We start from the raw sequence: 15,922 nt of genomic DNA, 5'->3' as shown, positions 1-15,922 counted from the left end.
AGTTGTGGATAACTCCGTCACCCACACGAGTTACCGGCTCCGACGATTACCGACCCTGACGAACACCCCGCACGCCACAAGCAACCCCTGTCACCGCGGCGAAACCACAGCCCCCAGCAACCCGGGCCCGGTGTGCGCCCCGATCACCGCCCCGACCTCGCTCACATGCAGATCGGCCAGCCCCGGCACCCGTACCCGCAGCCGCTCCGCGAGGGCCTCCGCGCGCTCGGGCGCTGAGAGATGGTGGACGGCGATGTCGACCTGCGCGCTGCCCGCCCGCTCGGCCACGATCTCCTCGAGGCGGGCGATCGCCTTCGACGCCGTCCGGACCTTCTCCAGGGGTTCGATGCGTCCGCCCTCCAGCTGGAGCAGCGGTTTCACGGCGAGCGCGGAGCCCAGCAGGGCCTGGGCCGCGCCGATACGGCCGCCCCGGCGGAGATAGTCGAGGGTGTCGACATAGAAGTAGGCGGAGGTGCCGGCGGCCCGTTTCTCCGCGGCCGTGACCGCCTCGTCGACCGTGCCGCCCGCCTCCGCCGTCTCGGCCGCGGCGAGTGCGCAGAAGCCGAGTGCCATCGCGATCATGCCGGTGTCCACGACCCGCACCGGCACCGGTGCCTCGCGGGCGGCGAGGACCGCCGCGTCGTAGGTGCCCGAGAGTTCGGCGGAGAGGTGGAGGGAGACGATGCCGGTGGCGCCGGACTCGGCGACCCTGCGGTAGGTCTCGGCGAAGAGCCGGGGGCTGGGCCGTGAGGTGGTGACCGGGCGCCGCTTCTGCAGGGCCAGGGCGAGGGAGCGGGTGGAGATCTCGGTGCCCTCTTCGAATGCCCGGTCGCCGAGGACCACGGTCAGCGGCACCGCTGTGATGCCGTGGCGCTCCATCGTCAGCGGCGGCAGGTAGGCCGTTGAATCGGTGACGATCGCGACATGGCGGGACATGAGCTGGAGGTTACCTGCCGTAGCGGCCGGGCGGCAGCCCGACCCCTTTCACCTGGGCCGGAACCGGCCTGTTCACACCGTGCCGCACGCTCGGGCGGTGCCGCCCGGTCAAGTCGTGCTCTCGGGGCGGGGTTTCTTCTGCCAGGGGTAGCCTGTACGCCGTCCCGGCGGGGTGATGGCGGAGGGGGCGGGGTCCTCGGCGGCGCGGGAGGGCGGGGTCTCCGGCCATGTCTGGTGGGCCGTCGTGGCGTCGGCGGCCGGGGCGTCGGGCCACGGAGGTGGGGTGTGCTCCGACTTCGTCCAGTGCCGCAGGGCCCCTGCTTCCACGTCTATCTGGGCGCTCAGCGCGTCGAGGTCGTCCTCCGCGAAGCGGCCGGCGCGGTCGCGGGCGGCCCAGCGCAGTGAGTCGGCCGATTTCGTGATGCGCTCGGTGCGCTCGCGCAGGGCGGGCAGCCGCTCGGCGAGCGTTCTGCGGTCCGGCTCGGACTCCAGGCGTTTGAGTTCGCCGTCGAGTTCGCGGCCGTGTGCGCTGAGTCGCTGGAAGAGGCCGAGGGATTCCTTCAGGGACTCGTCCTCTGTCACGCCCGCGTGCAGCGCGTCCTGGGTCGCGCGCATCGATGTGCGCAGCGCGAGCCGCAGTTGGGCCACCTGTCCCTGTGGGCCGGGCTGGGCAAGGGACTTGGCGCGCAGGGTGTGGTCCTCGACCGTGCGCCGGGCCTGGGCGACCGTACGGTCGACGCCTCGCTTGGCCGCGCCCACCGCCTTGACCGCCGCGTAGCCGCCCGCGACCACGAACAGCAGGAAGAGAAGGGCGAAGACTGCGATCACGGCTTCCAACGCTCCTCCACCGGCTCCGGGCGGCACACGCCGCGCCGCTCTTCAACGGTAAACGCAACGGGCAGGTCCGGAGTTCCAGAAGAACCCCGAACCTGCCCGTAGGGGACTACCCCGAGGCGTTCACGCCGAGCCCGTCGGAGGACCGCATCGAAGGCTAGGCCGGAACGATGTTGACCAGCTTCGGCGCCCGCACGATGACCTTGCGGATGCCCGCGCCGTCCAGCGCGGCGACGACCCTCTCGTCGGCCAGCGCGACCTTCTCCAGCTCGGCGTCGGAGATCGCCGGCGGGACCTCCAGGCGCGCCTTGACCTTGCCCTTGATCTGCACGACGCAGGTCACGCTCTCGTCCACGACGTACGCCGGGTCGGCCACGGGGAAGTCCTGGTGGACCACCGTGTCGGTGCGGCCCAGCTTGCGCCACAGTTCCTCGGCGATGTGCGGGGCCAGCGGCGCGATCAGCAGGACCAGGGACTCGGCGACGGAACGCGGCACCGCTCCGCCGGCCTTGGTCAGCTGGTTGTTCAGCTCGGTGATCTTGGCGATGGCCGTGTTGAAGCGCAGCCCCTGCAGGTCCTGGCGGACGCCGTCGATCGCCTTGTGCAGGGCACGCAGCGTCTCCTCGTCGGGCTCCGTGTCGACGACGGTGACCTCGCCGGTCGTCTCGTCGACGACGTTGCGCCACAGCCGCTGCAGCAGCCGGTACTGGCCCACCACCGCGCGCGTGTCCCACGGCCGGGACACGTCCAGGGGGCCCATGGCCATCTCGTACAGGCGCAGGGTGTCCGCGCCGTACTCCTCGCAGATCTCGTCCGGAGTGACCGCGTTCTTCAGGGACTTGCCCATCTTGCCCAGCAGCCGGGAGACCTTCTCGCCCTGGTAGTAGTACTCGCCGCCCAGCTCCTCGACCTCGGCGGCCGGCACCGGGAAGCCGCGGCTGTCCCGGTAGACGTAGGCCTGGATCATGCCCTGGTTGAACAGCTTGTGGAACGGTTCCGGGGACGAGATGTGCCCCAGGTCGAACAGCACCTTGGACCAGAAGCGCGCGTACAGCAGGTGCAGTACGGCGTGTTCGGCACCGCCGACGTACAGGTCGACGCCGCCGTGCGGCATGCCCGCGCGGGGGCCCATCCAGTACTGCTCGATGGCCGGGTCGACCAGCTTCTGGTCGTTGTGCGGGTCCAGGTAGCGCAGTTCGTACCAGCAGGAACCGGCCCAGTTGGGCATGGTGTTGGTCTCGCGGCGGTACTTCCGGGGGCCGCGTCCGTCGCCCAGGTCCAGGGTGACGTCGACCCAGTCCTCGTTGCGGGACAGGGGTGTCTCCGGGGACGTGTTCGCGTCGTCCGGGTCGAAGGTGCGCGGCGAGTAGTCCTCGACCTCCGGCAGTTCCAGGGGCAGCATCGACTCGGGCAGCGAGTGGGCGACGCCGTCCTCGTCGTAGACGATCGGGAAGGGCTCGCCCCAGTAGCGCTGGCGGCTGAACAGCCAGTCGCGCAGGCGGAAGTTGACGGTGCCCTCGCCGATGCCCTTGCGGGCCAGCCATTCGGTGATGCGGGCCTTGGCCTCGGCTACGGGCAGGCCGTCCAGGGAGATGTCGTCGTTCGAGGAGTTGATGATCTTCGCGTCGTAGGACCCGAAGGCGTTCTCCCAGGTGGACGTGTCGGTGCCGCGGCCGTCGGTGGGCTCGACGACGCAGGTGATCGGCAGCTCGAAGGCGCGCGCGAAGTCGAAGTCGCGCTGGTCGCCCGCCGGTACGGCCATGATCGCGCCGGTGCCGTAGCCCATCAGTACGTAGTCGGCGATGAAGACGGGGATGCGGTCGCCGTTGACCGGGTTGGTGGCGAACGCGCCGGTGAAGACACCGGTCTTGTCCTTGGCCTCGGCCTGCCGCTCCACGTCGGACTTGGTGCCGGCCTGCGCGCGGTACGCGGCGACGGCCTCCACGGGGGTGGCATGACCGTCCGTCCACACGTCGTGGGTGCCTTCGGGCCAGGCGGCCGGGGTGAACTTGTCGACCAGCGGGTGTTCGGGCGCCAGCACCATGTAGGTCGCGCCGAACAGGGTGTCGGGGCGGGTGGTGAAGACGGTGATGCTCTCGCCGTCGACGGGGAAGTCGACGCGGGCGCCCTCGGAGCGGCCGATCCAGTTGCGCTGCTGCAGCTTGATGGCCTCGGGCCAGTCCAGCTCCTCCAGGTCGGACAGCAGCCGGTCGGCGTAGGCGGTGATGCGCATGTTCCACTGGCGCAGCTTGGCCTTGAAGACGGGGAAGTTGCCGCGCTCGGAGCGGCCGTCGGCGGTGACCTCCTCGTTGGCCAGGACGGTGCCCAGGCCGGGGCACCAGTTGACGGGCGCGTCGGAGGCGTAGGCCAGGCGGAACTCGCTCAGGACGTCGGCGCGTTCGGTGCCGGTCAGCTCCGGCCACGCGCGCGTGTGGCCAGGTACGGCGCGCTCACCGGACTCGAACTGGGCGATCAGTTCGGCGATCGGGCGGGCCTTGTCTGCCTCGTCGTCGTACCAGGAGTTGAAGATCTGCAGGAAGATCCACTGGGTCCACTTGTAGTACTCCGGGTCGATCGTGGCGAACGACCGGCGCTTGTCGTGACCCAGGCCCAGGGCGCGCAGCTGGACCTTCATGTTCTCGATGTTGGCCTCGGTGGACACGCGCGGGTGCGTGCCGGTCTGCACGGCGTACTGCTCGGCGGGCAGGCCGAAGGCGTCGAAGCCCAAGGTGTGCAGCACATTGTGGCCGGTCATCCGCTGGAACCGGGCGAACACATCGGTGGCGATGTAGCCCAGGGGGTGGCCGACGTGCAGGCCCGCACCCGAGGGGTACGGGAACATGTCCATGATGAACTTCTTGGGGCGGGCGGCCAGTTCGGGGTCGCCGGCCAGGTCACCACTTGGGTTCGGGGCCTCGTAGGTGCCCTCGGCGTCCCAGAAGTCCTGCCAGCGTGCCTCGATGTCCGCGGCCATGGCGGCCGTGTAGCGGTGCGGCGCGACCACCTCGGCGGCGGCAGCGGGGTTCGTCTCGCTCATGATCCTCAAAGCTCCATCGATCGTCTCTGCCAGCGGCTGCGACATTCAAGAAACGAAAAATCCCCTCGCACAGGAGGGGACGCCGCGCCGATTCCGACCTCACCGTTCACCGGTGGTCGGGACTGATCAGCGCGGCTCGCTAAGCAGAAGGCGTACGGCACGCATGGCATGAGGGTACCGCAGCGCTTGAGCACAACGCGACGCGCTTCCGTATCACCCTTGGCACCCTGACCACACCGGCATGCACTGAACCAAGTTCAAGGACTACCTTCGCGTACCACCCACTACGGGACATCGCAGCAAGCGCATTGTCGTTTGATAACAACGCAATAACTCAAACCTCGTACCCACCGGTATGGAGCCACTTAGAGTTCGGCAGCGGGACCGCTTTCCCGATACTGCTCGGAGTTGCCCCCATGAACACTCGTCGTAGTACCAGTTCGCTCCCCAAGCCGGGCCGTTCGGCCTATGGCGTGGTGAGCCTCGTCGTCCTGCTCTTCATACCCGTGTTCGTGCTGCTCGGAGGCAGCCAGGTACAGGACTTCCTCAACTTCGGCGCGGGCGTTCTCTCGCTCGTGTCGCTCACCTGCTCGGTCATCTGGGGCCTCGTCGCCCAGGACCGGGTCGTCCTCAACATCCGCCAGCGGATCGTGGCCCAGGGCATCCACCGGGTGACCGCCGTCGGCTCGATCGCGTTCCTCGTGATTCACATCACGGTCAAGCTGGCGCTCGACCACACCGTCCTGATCGCCGCGCTGATCCCGTTCAGCCTCGGCGTGAAGGGCAGCGCCGGGCTCATCGGCCTGGGGTCCCTGGCCGGCCTGCTGATGATCTTCGTGGGCATCACCGGCGCCCTGCGCAACCAGTTCGCGTCCCCGGCGCCGGTGGCCGCCCGCTGGCGCGCGATGCACATGCTGGCCTACCCGGCCTGGTGCGCGGCGCTGGTCCACGGCCTGTTCGCGGGCCGCGCGGCGAAGCCGTTCTTCATGATCTCCTACGAGCTGTGCCTGGTCGGTGTCGCCGCGGCCCTCGCCCTGCGCTCGGCGCCCCGCTCGTTCAAGCGGAAGTTCGCCGACCGGGTCGCCATGCTCCTGGGCAACGAGGAGCGGCCCGGCCTGGACGATCTCGACGCGAGCCGGGGCCGTGTGGCCGAGTCCGCGCTGCCGGGCTTCGAGAAGCGCGACAGCCGGCGGTCGGCGCAGCCCTCGTTCACCGAGACCGGGTCGATCCCGCGCGTGGACCCCGCCGCCCAGTACGAGACGAGGTCCATGACCCCGGTCGCCGACACGAACGGTTTCGCGGCCGCCTACCGCACCGCCACACCGGAGTCCACCGGCCAGATGCCGTACGTCACCGACCAGACCTCCCGCATGAACGTGCCGATGGACATGCAGAACACGCAGGCGGTCCCGCGCGCGGACAACGGCGGCAGCACCTCGGGCAGCTGGCCGGTCCCGTCTCCGCCGCCGGTCGGCGAGGCACCCCCGTCGGCCTACGACCCGCTCCAGGACACCGGGTACAACATCCCGACGTACAACAACAATTCGGGCGCGGGCGGGTACGGCGACGGATACGTGTACCCCACCGGTGAGTCGAATGGGGCTTCCGGTACGTACAACTCTGGTGACACGTACAACAGCGGTCCCGCCACTGATCAAACGCCCAACGCGTCGTACGACTTCGACGCGCAGGGCGGCTCGGGCGAACCTTGGAACACGCCTTCCGGAGGCTATAGGTGAACGAGGCCCTGCCCGACGTCCCAGAAGTCCGCGTCGTCGGGCTTCCGCAGCTCACGTCGGGCTTCGACCTTGTCGAGAGACTCGACCTGCCCATGCACCTCAAGGTGCACGGGCCGCTCGAACCCATGGGCGGGGAGCAGCTCGCGAAGCTCTCCGAGGCGATCAACCTGAAGGGCCGCGGCGGCGCGGGCTTCCCCTTCCACAAAAAGCTGCGGTCGGTCGCCGAAGCGGCGATCAAGCGCGGTGTACGTCCGGTCGTCGTCGTCAACGGCAGTGAGGACGAACCCGCCTGCCGCAAGGACACGGTGCTCATCAACCGTGCCCCGCATCTCATCCTGGACGGCGCCCTCCTGGTCGCCGAGGCCCTGGGTGCCCGCACGCTCGTGGTGGGGGTCACCCGTGAGTCGACGCAGCGCTCCATGGAGCAGGCGCTCGCCGAGCGCGGCCTGAGCAACACCCGCCGCTCGGCGCTGAAGGCGTTCGTCCAGCGCAACCCGGTCCGTATGGTCACCGGCGCCGCCGCGTCGCTGATCCGCTCGATCGACGGCGGCCCGGCGATCCCGCCCGGCCGCAAGGTCAGCGCCTCCCAGAACGGCGTCGGCGGCGCCCCGACCCTGCTCTCCAACGCCGAGACCTTCGCCCAGCTCGCCATCGCCGCCCGCATCGGCCCCGAGCGCTACGGCAACACCGGCCTCTACGACGAGCCCGGCACCGTCATGCTCACGGTCTCCGGGGCGGTCGCGCGCCCCATGGTGCTCGAGGTCCCCACGGGTGTGCCGCTGCGCTACGTCCTGCAGCTGGCCGGCGCCCCGCCGGTCCCCCAGGGTGTGCTGACGGGCGGTTACCACGGCAAGTGGATCGACGCGGCGACGGTCAACGAGGCGATCGTCTCCCGCAACTCCCTTGACGCGGTGGGCGGTGCGCTCGGCGCGGGCGCGATCATGCCGATCACCCAGGAGACCTGCCCCCTCGGCGAGTCGCTCCGGGTGGCCCAGTGGCTGGCCGACGAGAGCGCGGGACAGTGCGGTCCCTGCTACCTCGGTCTGCCCGCCGCCGCGCGCGGCATGGAGGACATCCTCAACGGCGGCGGCCCGGCCGCCCTGGAGGCGCTGAAGCAGGTCGCCAAGGCCGTGAAGCGGCGCGGCGCGTGCTCGCACCCGGACGGTTCCGCGATGTTCCTGGAATCGACCATCAAGGCGTTCACGGACGACCTCGCGGCCCATGTCCTCGGAAACGGCTGCGGAAGGCCCGTGGAGGGCGTTCTGCCGCTCTTCGAGGGCGGCCAGCTCCCCGCGGGCATCACGAGCGGCGCGGAGGCCGAGGACAACGGTCCCAGCCGTCAGAAGATCTACGTCGACTGGACGCTGTGCCGGGGCCACGGTCTGTGCGCGGACATCCTCCCGGAGGTCTTCGAACTCGGCGCCGACGGCTTCCCCACCGTCGCGCAGGCCCAGGTGCCGCGTTACGCGGAGGCGAAGGCGCTCCGCGCGGTACGCCGCTGCCCGGCGCTCGCCCTCCGCCTGGAGGAGGAGACCGCGCGCGACAAGGGGCCGTCCCGCAACCTGCCGGTCCTCTCCCAGGGCCGCGGCCGGCGGGCTCTGGGCCGCTGAGCACACGGACGGCGGGTCGCCCTCTTCTCAAGAAGGGGCGGCCCGCCGCTCCATGAGCTGCGCCAACTCCCCCTGGACACACCGAAGGCGGGTCATCCTGTGGGATGACCCGCCTTCGACTTCTGTGGAGCTAAGGAGAATTGAACTCCTGACCTCCTGCATGCCATGCAGGCGCTCTACCAACTGAGCTATAGCCCCTTGCGGTGTGCTACCGGGTCTCCCCGGCGGCGACGCCAACATTACCGGGCGACCCGGTGGACCACCAAATCGTTTCCGTCACCCCGGCCGTGACCGTGATCGCCGGGACCTCCTCGCGGGGTCCCGGCCGGAGTCAAGCGGTGACGAACGAATAGAACCGTTTCAAAGTGCAGTGCTCTTCGAGGAGTCGGCCGTAGATCGGCTCGCCCTCGAGTTCGCGGTACGTCTCGATCGGATCGCCTTTTATGATCAGCGCCCGCGCGCACTCCTCGCACCAGTACTGGTAGTCGGGATTCACCGGTTCCATGTCACGGACGATCGGTGTCCCACTGCCGCACCAGTCGCACTTTCGCCTGTGTGCACCCATCGATCAGCTCCAGCTGTGGCCGCAGGCCGTGCACACGTAGGAAACTCCGCCGTTGTCACCGAGGACTTGGGCCACGTGGGCGGAACCGCAGGAAGGGCAGCTCAGGCGGGTGATCGTATCTCGTATCAACGCCGCATCGAAGAGGTGGTCGACCTCCTCGATGATGCTCGCAGGCATCGCTACTCCCTCCCGTCGGGCCGCGCCCCCTTCCGGCCGTTTGATTCTGCCACGGCCGGACCAATACGGTCAGCGACGCCTTAGTACCAGTCCGGACACGGCACCCACCGCAGCCGTCCCCGCCAGCGCGAACATGCACGCCAAAAGCGCCTTCGCAGAGGTATACGCCCCCGGGGCCCCAAGTGACTCAAGCCGGTTCAAGAACAGTGTGCCGAAAACCGCGACCCCGAGCAGCTGACCCAGCTGTGCGACCGTGGAGAGCAGACCGCTGGCGTCCGCCGCGTCCTCGGGCCGCACCGTCGCCAGGGCCCGCGTCAGCGTCGGACTGAAGGCGAGCGCGAGCCCGGCCCCCACGCCGACGTACGCCACGTACAGTACGGCCCCGCCGCGATCGCCGCCTTCGAACGCCAGGCCGACTCCCAGGACGGACGCCATCGCGATCACGAATCCGACCGGGGTCAGCGCCCGCTGCCAGGCCGCCGGCCACCTGCGCCAGGTGAGACCGACCACCCCGAAGACGACCGCCGTCGGCGCGAAGGTGAGGCCGGCGCGCAACGCGCTGAAACCGAGGCCTCCTTGGACGTGCAGGGTGAGAGCGAACAAGAAACCGGCGTTGACGGCCATCACGGCCAGGATCCGGAAGACGGCGAGACCCATGCCGGGGTGACGCAGCACACGCGGTGCGATCAGCGGGGCGCCCCCGCGCCGCGCGAGCCGGGACTCGTACCCGCAGAACGCCGCGAAGAGCACCGCCGCCGCGATCAGCGACAGCCACGACCACAGCGGCCAGCCCTCCTCCTGCCCCAGCACCAGCGGCACGGTCAGCAGCGAGACCGCCGAGGCGAGGAGCACCAGCCCCGGCACGTCGAAGGCCCGCGCCCGCTCCGGCTCCGCCCCGCCGTCCCGCGGCAGTACGCGCCTGCCGAGGAACAGGAGTACGACACCCACGGGCACGTTGACGAGGAACACCGGCCGCCAGGTCGTGCCGAACAGGTCGGCGCTGACGAGGACGCCGCCGACGATCTGCCCCGCCGCGGCGCCGACGGCGACGATCGCCGAGTACAGGCCGAGCGCCCGCACCCGCGCCTCTCCGATGAAGTTCCGCTGGATCAGACTGAGCACCTGAGGGAGCATCAGTGCCGAGCCGGACCCCTGGACCAGGCGGAACACGATCAGCTCGGTCGAACCCCGGGCCAGGCCGCAGGCGAGCGAGGCGGTGGTGAAGAGCGCGAGTCCGGCGAGGTGGACCCTGACATGGCCGAGCCGGTCGCCGAGCCGCGCGCCGGTGATCAGCAGCACCGAGTACGTGATGGTGTAGCCGGCGATCACCAGCTGCAAGTCGGCGCCGGACGCGTGGAGTTCGGTGCCGATGGTGGGGGCGGCGACGTTCACGATGAACACGTCCAGCAGCGCCATGAACATGGCCGCGAGCAGGACCGCGAGCATCGGCCCACGGCGATTGTCAGTGCCGGGGTCTTTACTGGTGGCAGGAGTTGGAACGGGTGCGGAATCCGGTTCCGTCCGGGGTGTTGTCGTCATGCCGTCGAGCGTGGGGGCGCTCCGGTACGGGTGCCGAGAGCCCGCTGATGCTGGTACTGGCAGCACCTGGCAGGGACCGAGTCGGGCGTCGAGTATGGGGGATGTGACGTATGGGGGATGTGACGATGGGGACGACACAGCGCCGCCGACCTGAGCTGGCCGCGTTTCTGCGCAGCAGGCGCGCGAGGGTGACACCGCACGACGTGGGCATGCCGCCGGGTTTCCGTCGGCGTACGCCGGGGCTGCGTCGCGAGGAGGTCGCGCAGCTCTCCGGAGTGGGCGTCACCTGGTACACCTGGCTCGAACAGGGCCGCCCGATCAACGCGTCGGCGCAGGTCCTGGACGCCGTGGCGCGCACGCTCCGGCTCGACGCGCCGGAGCGGGAGCATCTGTACCACCTGGCCGAGGTGCCGTACGCGCATCCTCCGGAAGTGCTCGCGCAGGCGGTGGGGCCGGAGATCCAGGGCATCCTCGACGCCCTCGAGCCACGCCCGGCGGTGGTCTACAACTCGCGGTTCGACATCCTGGCCGCCAACTCCGTCTACCGGGCCCTGGTCGGGATCGAACCGCTGTCGGACGGCTCGGTGCCCAACGCGCTGTGGAGGCTGTTCGCGGTGCCGGAGGCGGAGTCGCCGCTGATGTTCCGGGAGACCGAGCTGCCGGTGATGGTGGCGATGCTGCGCTCGGCCTACGGACTGCATACCGGGGAGCCCGCCTGGGAGGAGTTCATACGCCGGTTGTCGGCGGCGAGCCCGCTCTTCATACGGCTGTGGAGGAGCGGGGACGTGGCGGAGCCGGGGCGGCGGGTGAAGACGTTCCGGCACGAGGAGGTGGGCGAGATCCGGATGACCTCCGTGTCGTTGTCGGTCAACGGCATGCCGGAGTGCCGGATCGTCGCCTACACCCCGGCCGACGAGGAGACCCGGCGGCGCACGGAGACGCTGACAGCGACGAAAAGATCCCACCCCTGAAAGGGATGGGATCTCATCGACTCGATCATGGACGACTCTCGATCTTTGACAACTCAAGAGTGTCGATCTGTGGAGCTAAGGAGAATTGAACTCCTGACCTCCTGCATGCCATGCAGGCGCTCTACCAACTGAGCTATAGCCCCTTGTGTTCTTCCCGCTCGGCGGGCGAACAAGAAGAACTTTAGCCTGCGACCTGCCGGAAAGTGAAATCCGGGGTCGGGGCCCTGGAGGGCCGCTCAGTCGTCGTCGCCGAGCACCGGTTCCGGGAGCGTGCCGGCGTTGTGTTCCAGCAGGCGCCAGCCACGGGCGCCCTCGCCGAGCACGGACCAGCAGCAGTTGGAGAGGCCGCCGAGACTCTCCCAGTGCGGGGACCCCAGACCGAGGAGCCGTCCGATGGTGGTGCGGATCGTGCCGCCGTGGCTGACCACCACGAGGGTGCCGTCCTCGGGCAGCTTCTCGGCGTGCCGCAGCACGACGGGCGCGGCCCGGTCGGCGACCTCGGTCTCCAGTTCGCCGCCGCCGCGGCGCACCGGTTCCCCGCGCTTCCACGCGGCGTACTCCTCGCCGTGGCGGGCGATGATCTCCTCGTGCGTCAGCCCCTGCCAGACGCCCGCGTAGGTCTCCCGCAGGCCCTCGTCGTGGGTGACGTCGAGGTCGGTGAGGGCGGCCAGCTCGGCGGCCGTGTTCGCCGCCCGCTTGAGGTCGGAGGCGACGATCGCGTCGGGCTTGAGGGAGGCCAGCAGCCGGGCGGCCCGGCGGGCCTGGCCGATGCCGGTCTCGGTGAGCTCGACGTCCGTGGTGCCCTGGAAGCGGCGTTCCACGTTCCAGGCGGTCTGGCCGTGCCGCCACAGGATGACGCGGCGGCCCCGGCCCGCCTTGCGGCCGTCCGCGCCGGCGCTCACCGCACCTCCCCGAACTCGGAGGCGTCCTCCTCGGCCTGCAGCTTGGCGTGCTCGGCGGCCTTGCCGCGGGTCTGCTTGGCGTCGGCGGGCAGGTCCAGCTCGGGGCAGTCCTTCCACAGCCGCTCCAGGGCGTAGAAGACGCGCTCCTCGCTGTGCTGGACGTGGACGACGATGTCGACGTAGTCGAGCAGGATCCAGCGGGCGTCACGGTCGCCCTCGCGGCGCACCGGCTTGGCGCCGAGCTCCTTGCTGAGCCGCTCCTCGATCTCGTCGACGATCGACTTGACCTGACGGTCGTTGGGAGCGGAGGCCAGCAGGAAGGCGTCCGTGATCGACAGCACGTCGCTGACGTCGTAGGCGATGATGTCGTGCGCGAGCTTGTCGGCGGCCGCCTGGGCGGCGGCGGAGATGAGCTCGATGGAGCGGTCAGTGGCGGTCACTACGCGGCTTTCGGTCGGCGGTCAACAGACCTCAAGGGTCTCACGGACCGCGGACGGCACCCCACGTGAATAACGGATCACGCCCCGGACGTCGGCCCGGACACCGGCTCCGGCCTCCGGGGCATGCTCTCCGTCACACGGTCACCGCGCCGTCGTCAGGATGCCGACGACGGCTTGTAGTCCTCCCCGAGTACGACCGAGACGTCCGCGTTCGCGGAGACCGTGCCCTTGGTCACGGTGCTCGTGGACAGGCCCAGGGTCTTGGCGACCTCGGTGGCGTTCTCCTTGTCGGCCGCGTCGGAGTACGTGATCTTGGACTTGGCCGAGGTCGCGGACGTCGTGCCCGCCTCCAGGAAGGTGAAGCCTCCGTTGAGGAGGACGACGCGGGCCTTCTCGGTGTCGTCCTTGACGCCGGTGGCGTTCTGGACCGCGACCCGGACCGCCGAACCCTCGTCGGGACTCTTCGCGGTGCCGCCCAGGACGTCCTTGACGACACTGGCCGAGGCCTGCGCGGTCAGGGTGCCGTCGTTCTGGACGGGCAGCAGGGCCGTCTTGTAGTCACCGCTCTTGGCGAGGTCGGCGAGCTTGGCGAGGAAGGTGCCGAGGTCCTTGTCGGTGAGCGGCGGGTCCAGGATCTGGGCCAGGGTCTGCACGGTGGTGGTCGCCGCCGTCGGGTCCGAGGTCAGCTGGCGCAGCACACCCTGCATGACCTGGCCGAACCGCTCCAGCTGGGTGTTCTGGGACTCGCCGGAGGCACGGTAGGTGGCGTAGGCGACGGCCATCTTGCCGCTGAGGGTCTGGTCCTTGCCCTTGTGGACGAGGGGCGCGGCACCCTTCTTCGTCGCGGACGGGTCGGGCACATCGGCGTTGGTGTCGATGTCGATGTTGCCGACAAGGTCGACCAGGTTCTGCAGGTAGGGGGTGTCGAGGCGCCAAGTGCCCTCGATGTCGGTGCCGAGAACCGTGTTGAGCTGGTCGACGGTCCCGGAGGTGCCGTCGTCGTCGACCGACTTGGCCAGCGTTGTCGTGTTGCCGTCGTCGTCCGTGAGGGCGAGCGAGTTGGGCAGCAGCACGGTGGTGCCCTGCTTGAGGGTGGTGTTGTCGACGAGCAGCACCGAAGAGGTGCCGCCCTTCGCGGTGTTGTGCAGATGGACCACGATCACATCGCGGTTCTGGGCACCGGCGGCCGTCGTGGTGCCGGACTTCGAGGCGGGCGAGGAGACTCCGGGGAGCTTCCCGGCGTACCAGAGGTAGCCGACGCCGCCGGACACGACCAGCGCCAGGGCCACGACGAGGGCGACCATGCGGCCACGGGCGCGGCGCTTGGCCTCCTCGCGGCGCTCGGTGCGGTTCTCGGTGAAGTTCAGCCAGTCGATGACGTCCTCGGAGTCGTCGGTCGGCTCCTCCACGAAGGCGAACTGCTCGGTTCGGTAGTCCCGTTCACCCGCCTGAGGGGCCTTCGGGGCTTCCGTGTCCTCGGCCGGGCCGCCCTGCTGCGGGATGTAGGCGGTCTGCTCGGCGACCCGGGGCTGCTGTCCACTGGTCGCGGTCTGCCCGTAGGGGTCGTAGGCCGTCGTCGTCCCGGTGGTGTACGGGTCGTAGCCGGACTGGGGCGCCTGACGGCTGTTGTAGGCCTGCTGGGCGCCGGTGTCGTAGGGCTGCGGGGTCTGCGGCTGAGTGCCCGTGTCGTAGTCGGGCGTCTGCTGCTGGGTGCCGGTCGCGTACGGGTCGTAGGCGTAGCCCTGCTGTTGCTGCTGCCCGTACGGGTCATACGGCTGTTGCTGCGGGGGCTGTTGGGTCTGCTGGGCCGGGACCTGGCGGTAGACAGGCTGGTTGTACTCGTCGTAGCCGACGAGCTCGTACTGGTCGCCGCCGTACCCGGCGTCGTATCGGTCGTTCACCGGTGCCCCTCTCGGCTCACTCGCCGCGGTACAGCTCGCGCTTGTCGATATAGCGCACGACTCCGTCGGGCACCAGGTACCAGACCGGATCACCCTTGGCGACTCTCGCACGGCAGTCCGTGGAGGAGATGGCCAGCGCGGGAACCTCGACCAGCGAGACACCGCCCTCCGGGAGGCCCGGGTCGGTCAGTGTGTGGCCGGGCCGGGTGACCCCGATGAAGTGCGCGAGGGAGAACAGCTCCTCCGCGTCCCGCCAGGTCAGGATCGCGCCGAGGGCGTCGGCGCCGGTGATGAAGAAGAGGTCCGCGTCGGGGTTGAGCGCGCGCAGGTCGCGCAGGGTGTCCGTGGTGTAGGTGGGGCCGCCGCGGTCGATGTCGATACGGCTCACCGAGAACTGGGGGTTCTCGGCGGTCGCGATGACCGTCATCAGGTAGCGGTCCTCGGCCGGCGCCACCTTGCGGTCGGTCTTCTGCCACGGCTGACCGGTCGGGACGAAGATCACCTCGTCCAGGTGGAACTGCGCGGCGACCTCACTGGCCGCCACGAGGTGTCCGTGGTGGATCGGGTCGAACGTTCCGCCCATGACGCCGAGACGGCGCTTGCCGGGGTTCGACGGGCCGTTGTTGCGCGGGCCGTTCACCATTCGGTTCTCCGTGCCGCGCGTCGTGTCGTCCGCCGGACCGGTAGGCATGTCCTGCTCTCCCATGCGTGCAGACCCTACCGGCCCGGTGTGAAGGCCCTGGGACCCGTCCGGTGGACAGAAGGGACAGAACCTAGCGGTCGCGGTTGAAGCGGGTGGTGATCCACAGCAGCAGCATCAGGACGATGAACGCGCCGCCACCGGTGATGATCGGCTGGAGGCTCTCGTGGTTGCCCCCGCCCTCCCCCTCGGCGGCAAGAGTGACCAACTGGGCAGCAGTGCCGTGGATGCTCATCTTCAGCAGAACCTATCCGGTGGGCGGGATAAAGATGTCGGCCCATGGTATGCGGGCACCCCGGCGGCGATCACGCCGACTCCGCCATTGGGAACCGGACACGTGACACGGACCGTCGGAAGGGAACTCGACGGGCGTCTCAGTCGTCCTTCTGTTTGTATCCGCGCAGCAGGAACCACGCGGTCAGGATGCAGCCGAGGAACATCACGACCAGTACGACCCTGAGCAGATCCCCCGATCCGTGCTGGGGGGCGGCTTTCGCGGCCTCTGCGAGCCAGGCGGCTGCGGAATGGGGATCCATGCGTTGACTCCTTCGCTGTACTGCCCGTCCACGGT

15 protein-coding genes and 2 tRNA genes are annotated in these 15,922 nt (G+C 69.6%); 3 read left to right on the top strand and 14 right to left on the bottom strand.

What is annotated here, in order from left to right:
- Positions 1-90: 90 nt before the first annotated feature.
- The 3 genes from ACFXC1_RS29895 to leuS form a co-directional block, all read right to left on the bottom strand.
- Positions 91-936, bottom strand: coding sequence for a DegV family protein (locus ACFXC1_RS29895; protein WP_381248096.1), 846 nt, complete (start codon positions 934-936; stop codon positions 91-93).
- 108 nt (positions 937-1,044) lie between these two features.
- The gene (locus tag ACFXC1_RS29890) at positions 1,045-1,773 is read right to left on the bottom strand and encodes a hypothetical protein (protein ID WP_381248094.1); all 729 of its coding nucleotides are present in this window, start codon (positions 1,771-1,773) and stop codon (positions 1,045-1,047) included.
- A gap of 154 nt (positions 1,774-1,927) precedes the next feature.
- A complete protein-coding gene (leuS, locus tag ACFXC1_RS29885; protein WP_381248091.1) occupies positions 1,928-4,807 on the bottom strand; it encodes a leucine--tRNA ligase in 2,880 nt (959 codons plus the stop codon).
- Between the two features lie 416 nt (positions 4,808-5,223).
- Between leuS and ACFXC1_RS29880 the strand changes: the two genes are divergently transcribed.
- Both ACFXC1_RS29880 and ACFXC1_RS29875 read left to right on the top strand, forming a co-directional pair.
- The gene (locus tag ACFXC1_RS29880) at positions 5,224-6,546 is read left to right on the top strand and encodes a cytochrome b/b6 domain-containing protein (RefSeq protein WP_381248089.1); all 1,323 of its coding nucleotides are present in this window, start codon (positions 5,224-5,226) and stop codon (positions 6,544-6,546) included.
- A complete protein-coding gene (locus ACFXC1_RS29875) occupies positions 6,543-8,156 on the top strand; it encodes an NADH-quinone oxidoreductase subunit NuoF family protein (protein ID WP_262058206.1) in 1,614 nt (537 codons plus the stop codon). Before ACFXC1_RS29880 ends, ACFXC1_RS29875 begins: the two co-directional genes overlap by 4 nt.
- A gap of 125 nt (positions 8,157-8,281) precedes the next feature.
- Here ACFXC1_RS29875 and ACFXC1_RS29870 read toward each other — a convergent pair.
- From ACFXC1_RS29870 to ACFXC1_RS29855, 4 genes are all read right to left on the bottom strand, one after another.
- Positions 8,282-8,354, bottom strand: a tRNA-Ala gene (locus ACFXC1_RS29870).
- Between the two features lie 133 nt (positions 8,355-8,487).
- On the bottom strand, positions 8,488-8,721 hold the full coding sequence (locus tag ACFXC1_RS29865; protein WP_003976229.1) for a hypothetical protein: 234 nt from the start codon (positions 8,719-8,721) through the stop codon (positions 8,488-8,490).
- Positions 8,722-8,724: 3 nt separating this feature from the next.
- Positions 8,725-8,898, bottom strand: a complete 174-nt coding sequence (locus tag ACFXC1_RS29860; RefSeq protein ID WP_019063265.1) for a hypothetical protein — start codon at positions 8,896-8,898, stop codon at positions 8,725-8,727.
- A gap of 69 nt (positions 8,899-8,967) precedes the next feature.
- On the bottom strand, positions 8,968-10,344 hold the full coding sequence (locus tag ACFXC1_RS29855) for an MFS transporter (RefSeq protein ID WP_381248087.1): 1,377 nt from the start codon (positions 10,342-10,344) through the stop codon (positions 8,968-8,970).
- Between the two features lie 218 nt (positions 10,345-10,562).
- On the opposite strand from ACFXC1_RS29855, the gene ACFXC1_RS29850 reads away from it, so the two are divergent.
- Positions 10,563-11,408, top strand: a complete 846-nt coding sequence (locus ACFXC1_RS29850; protein ID WP_381248084.1) for a helix-turn-helix transcriptional regulator — start codon at positions 10,563-10,565, stop codon at positions 11,406-11,408.
- A gap of 70 nt (positions 11,409-11,478) precedes the next feature.
- Here the strand turns inward: ACFXC1_RS29850 and ACFXC1_RS29845 are convergent.
- The 7 genes from ACFXC1_RS29845 to ACFXC1_RS29815 form a co-directional block, all read right to left on the bottom strand.
- Positions 11,479-11,551 (bottom strand) — tRNA-Ala (locus ACFXC1_RS29845).
- A gap of 93 nt (positions 11,552-11,644) precedes the next feature.
- Complete coding sequence (locus tag ACFXC1_RS29840) at positions 11,645-12,310, bottom strand: histidine phosphatase family protein (protein WP_381248082.1); 666 nt, start codon at positions 12,308-12,310, stop codon at positions 11,645-11,647.
- Entirely contained in the window at positions 12,307-12,750 is a 444-nt protein-coding gene (gene rsfS / locus ACFXC1_RS29835; protein ID WP_093626661.1) for a ribosome silencing factor, read from the bottom strand. The genes ACFXC1_RS29840 and rsfS overlap by 4 nt, the downstream gene beginning before the upstream one ends.
- 155 nt (positions 12,751-12,905) lie before the next feature.
- Positions 12,906-14,651 carry an LCP family protein gene (locus ACFXC1_RS29830; protein WP_381248078.1) on the bottom strand — a complete coding sequence of 582 codons (1,746 nt, stop codon included), beginning with the start codon at positions 14,649-14,651 and terminating at the stop codon, positions 12,906-12,908.
- Between the two features lie 16 nt (positions 14,652-14,667).
- Positions 14,668-15,357, bottom strand: coding sequence for a nicotinate-nucleotide adenylyltransferase (gene nadD / locus ACFXC1_RS29825; protein WP_381248076.1), 690 nt, complete (start codon positions 15,355-15,357; stop codon positions 14,668-14,670).
- A 67-nt stretch (positions 15,358-15,424) separates the two neighbouring features.
- The gene (locus ACFXC1_RS29820; protein WP_033285922.1) at positions 15,425-15,586 is read right to left on the bottom strand and encodes a hypothetical protein; all 162 of its coding nucleotides are present in this window, start codon (positions 15,584-15,586) and stop codon (positions 15,425-15,427) included.
- A gap of 139 nt (positions 15,587-15,725) precedes the next feature.
- The gene (locus ACFXC1_RS29815) at positions 15,726-15,887 is read right to left on the bottom strand and encodes a hypothetical protein (RefSeq protein ID WP_381248073.1); all 162 of its coding nucleotides are present in this window, start codon (positions 15,885-15,887) and stop codon (positions 15,726-15,728) included.
- Positions 15,888-15,922: the final 35 nt, after the last annotated feature.

This window comes from Streptomyces hokutonensis (assembly GCF_042751305.1).
GTDB lineage: Bacteria > Actinomycetota > Actinomycetes > Streptomycetales > Streptomycetaceae > Streptomyces > Streptomyces hokutonensis_A.
This window is presented reverse-complemented; position numbering and strand designations above follow the sequence as displayed.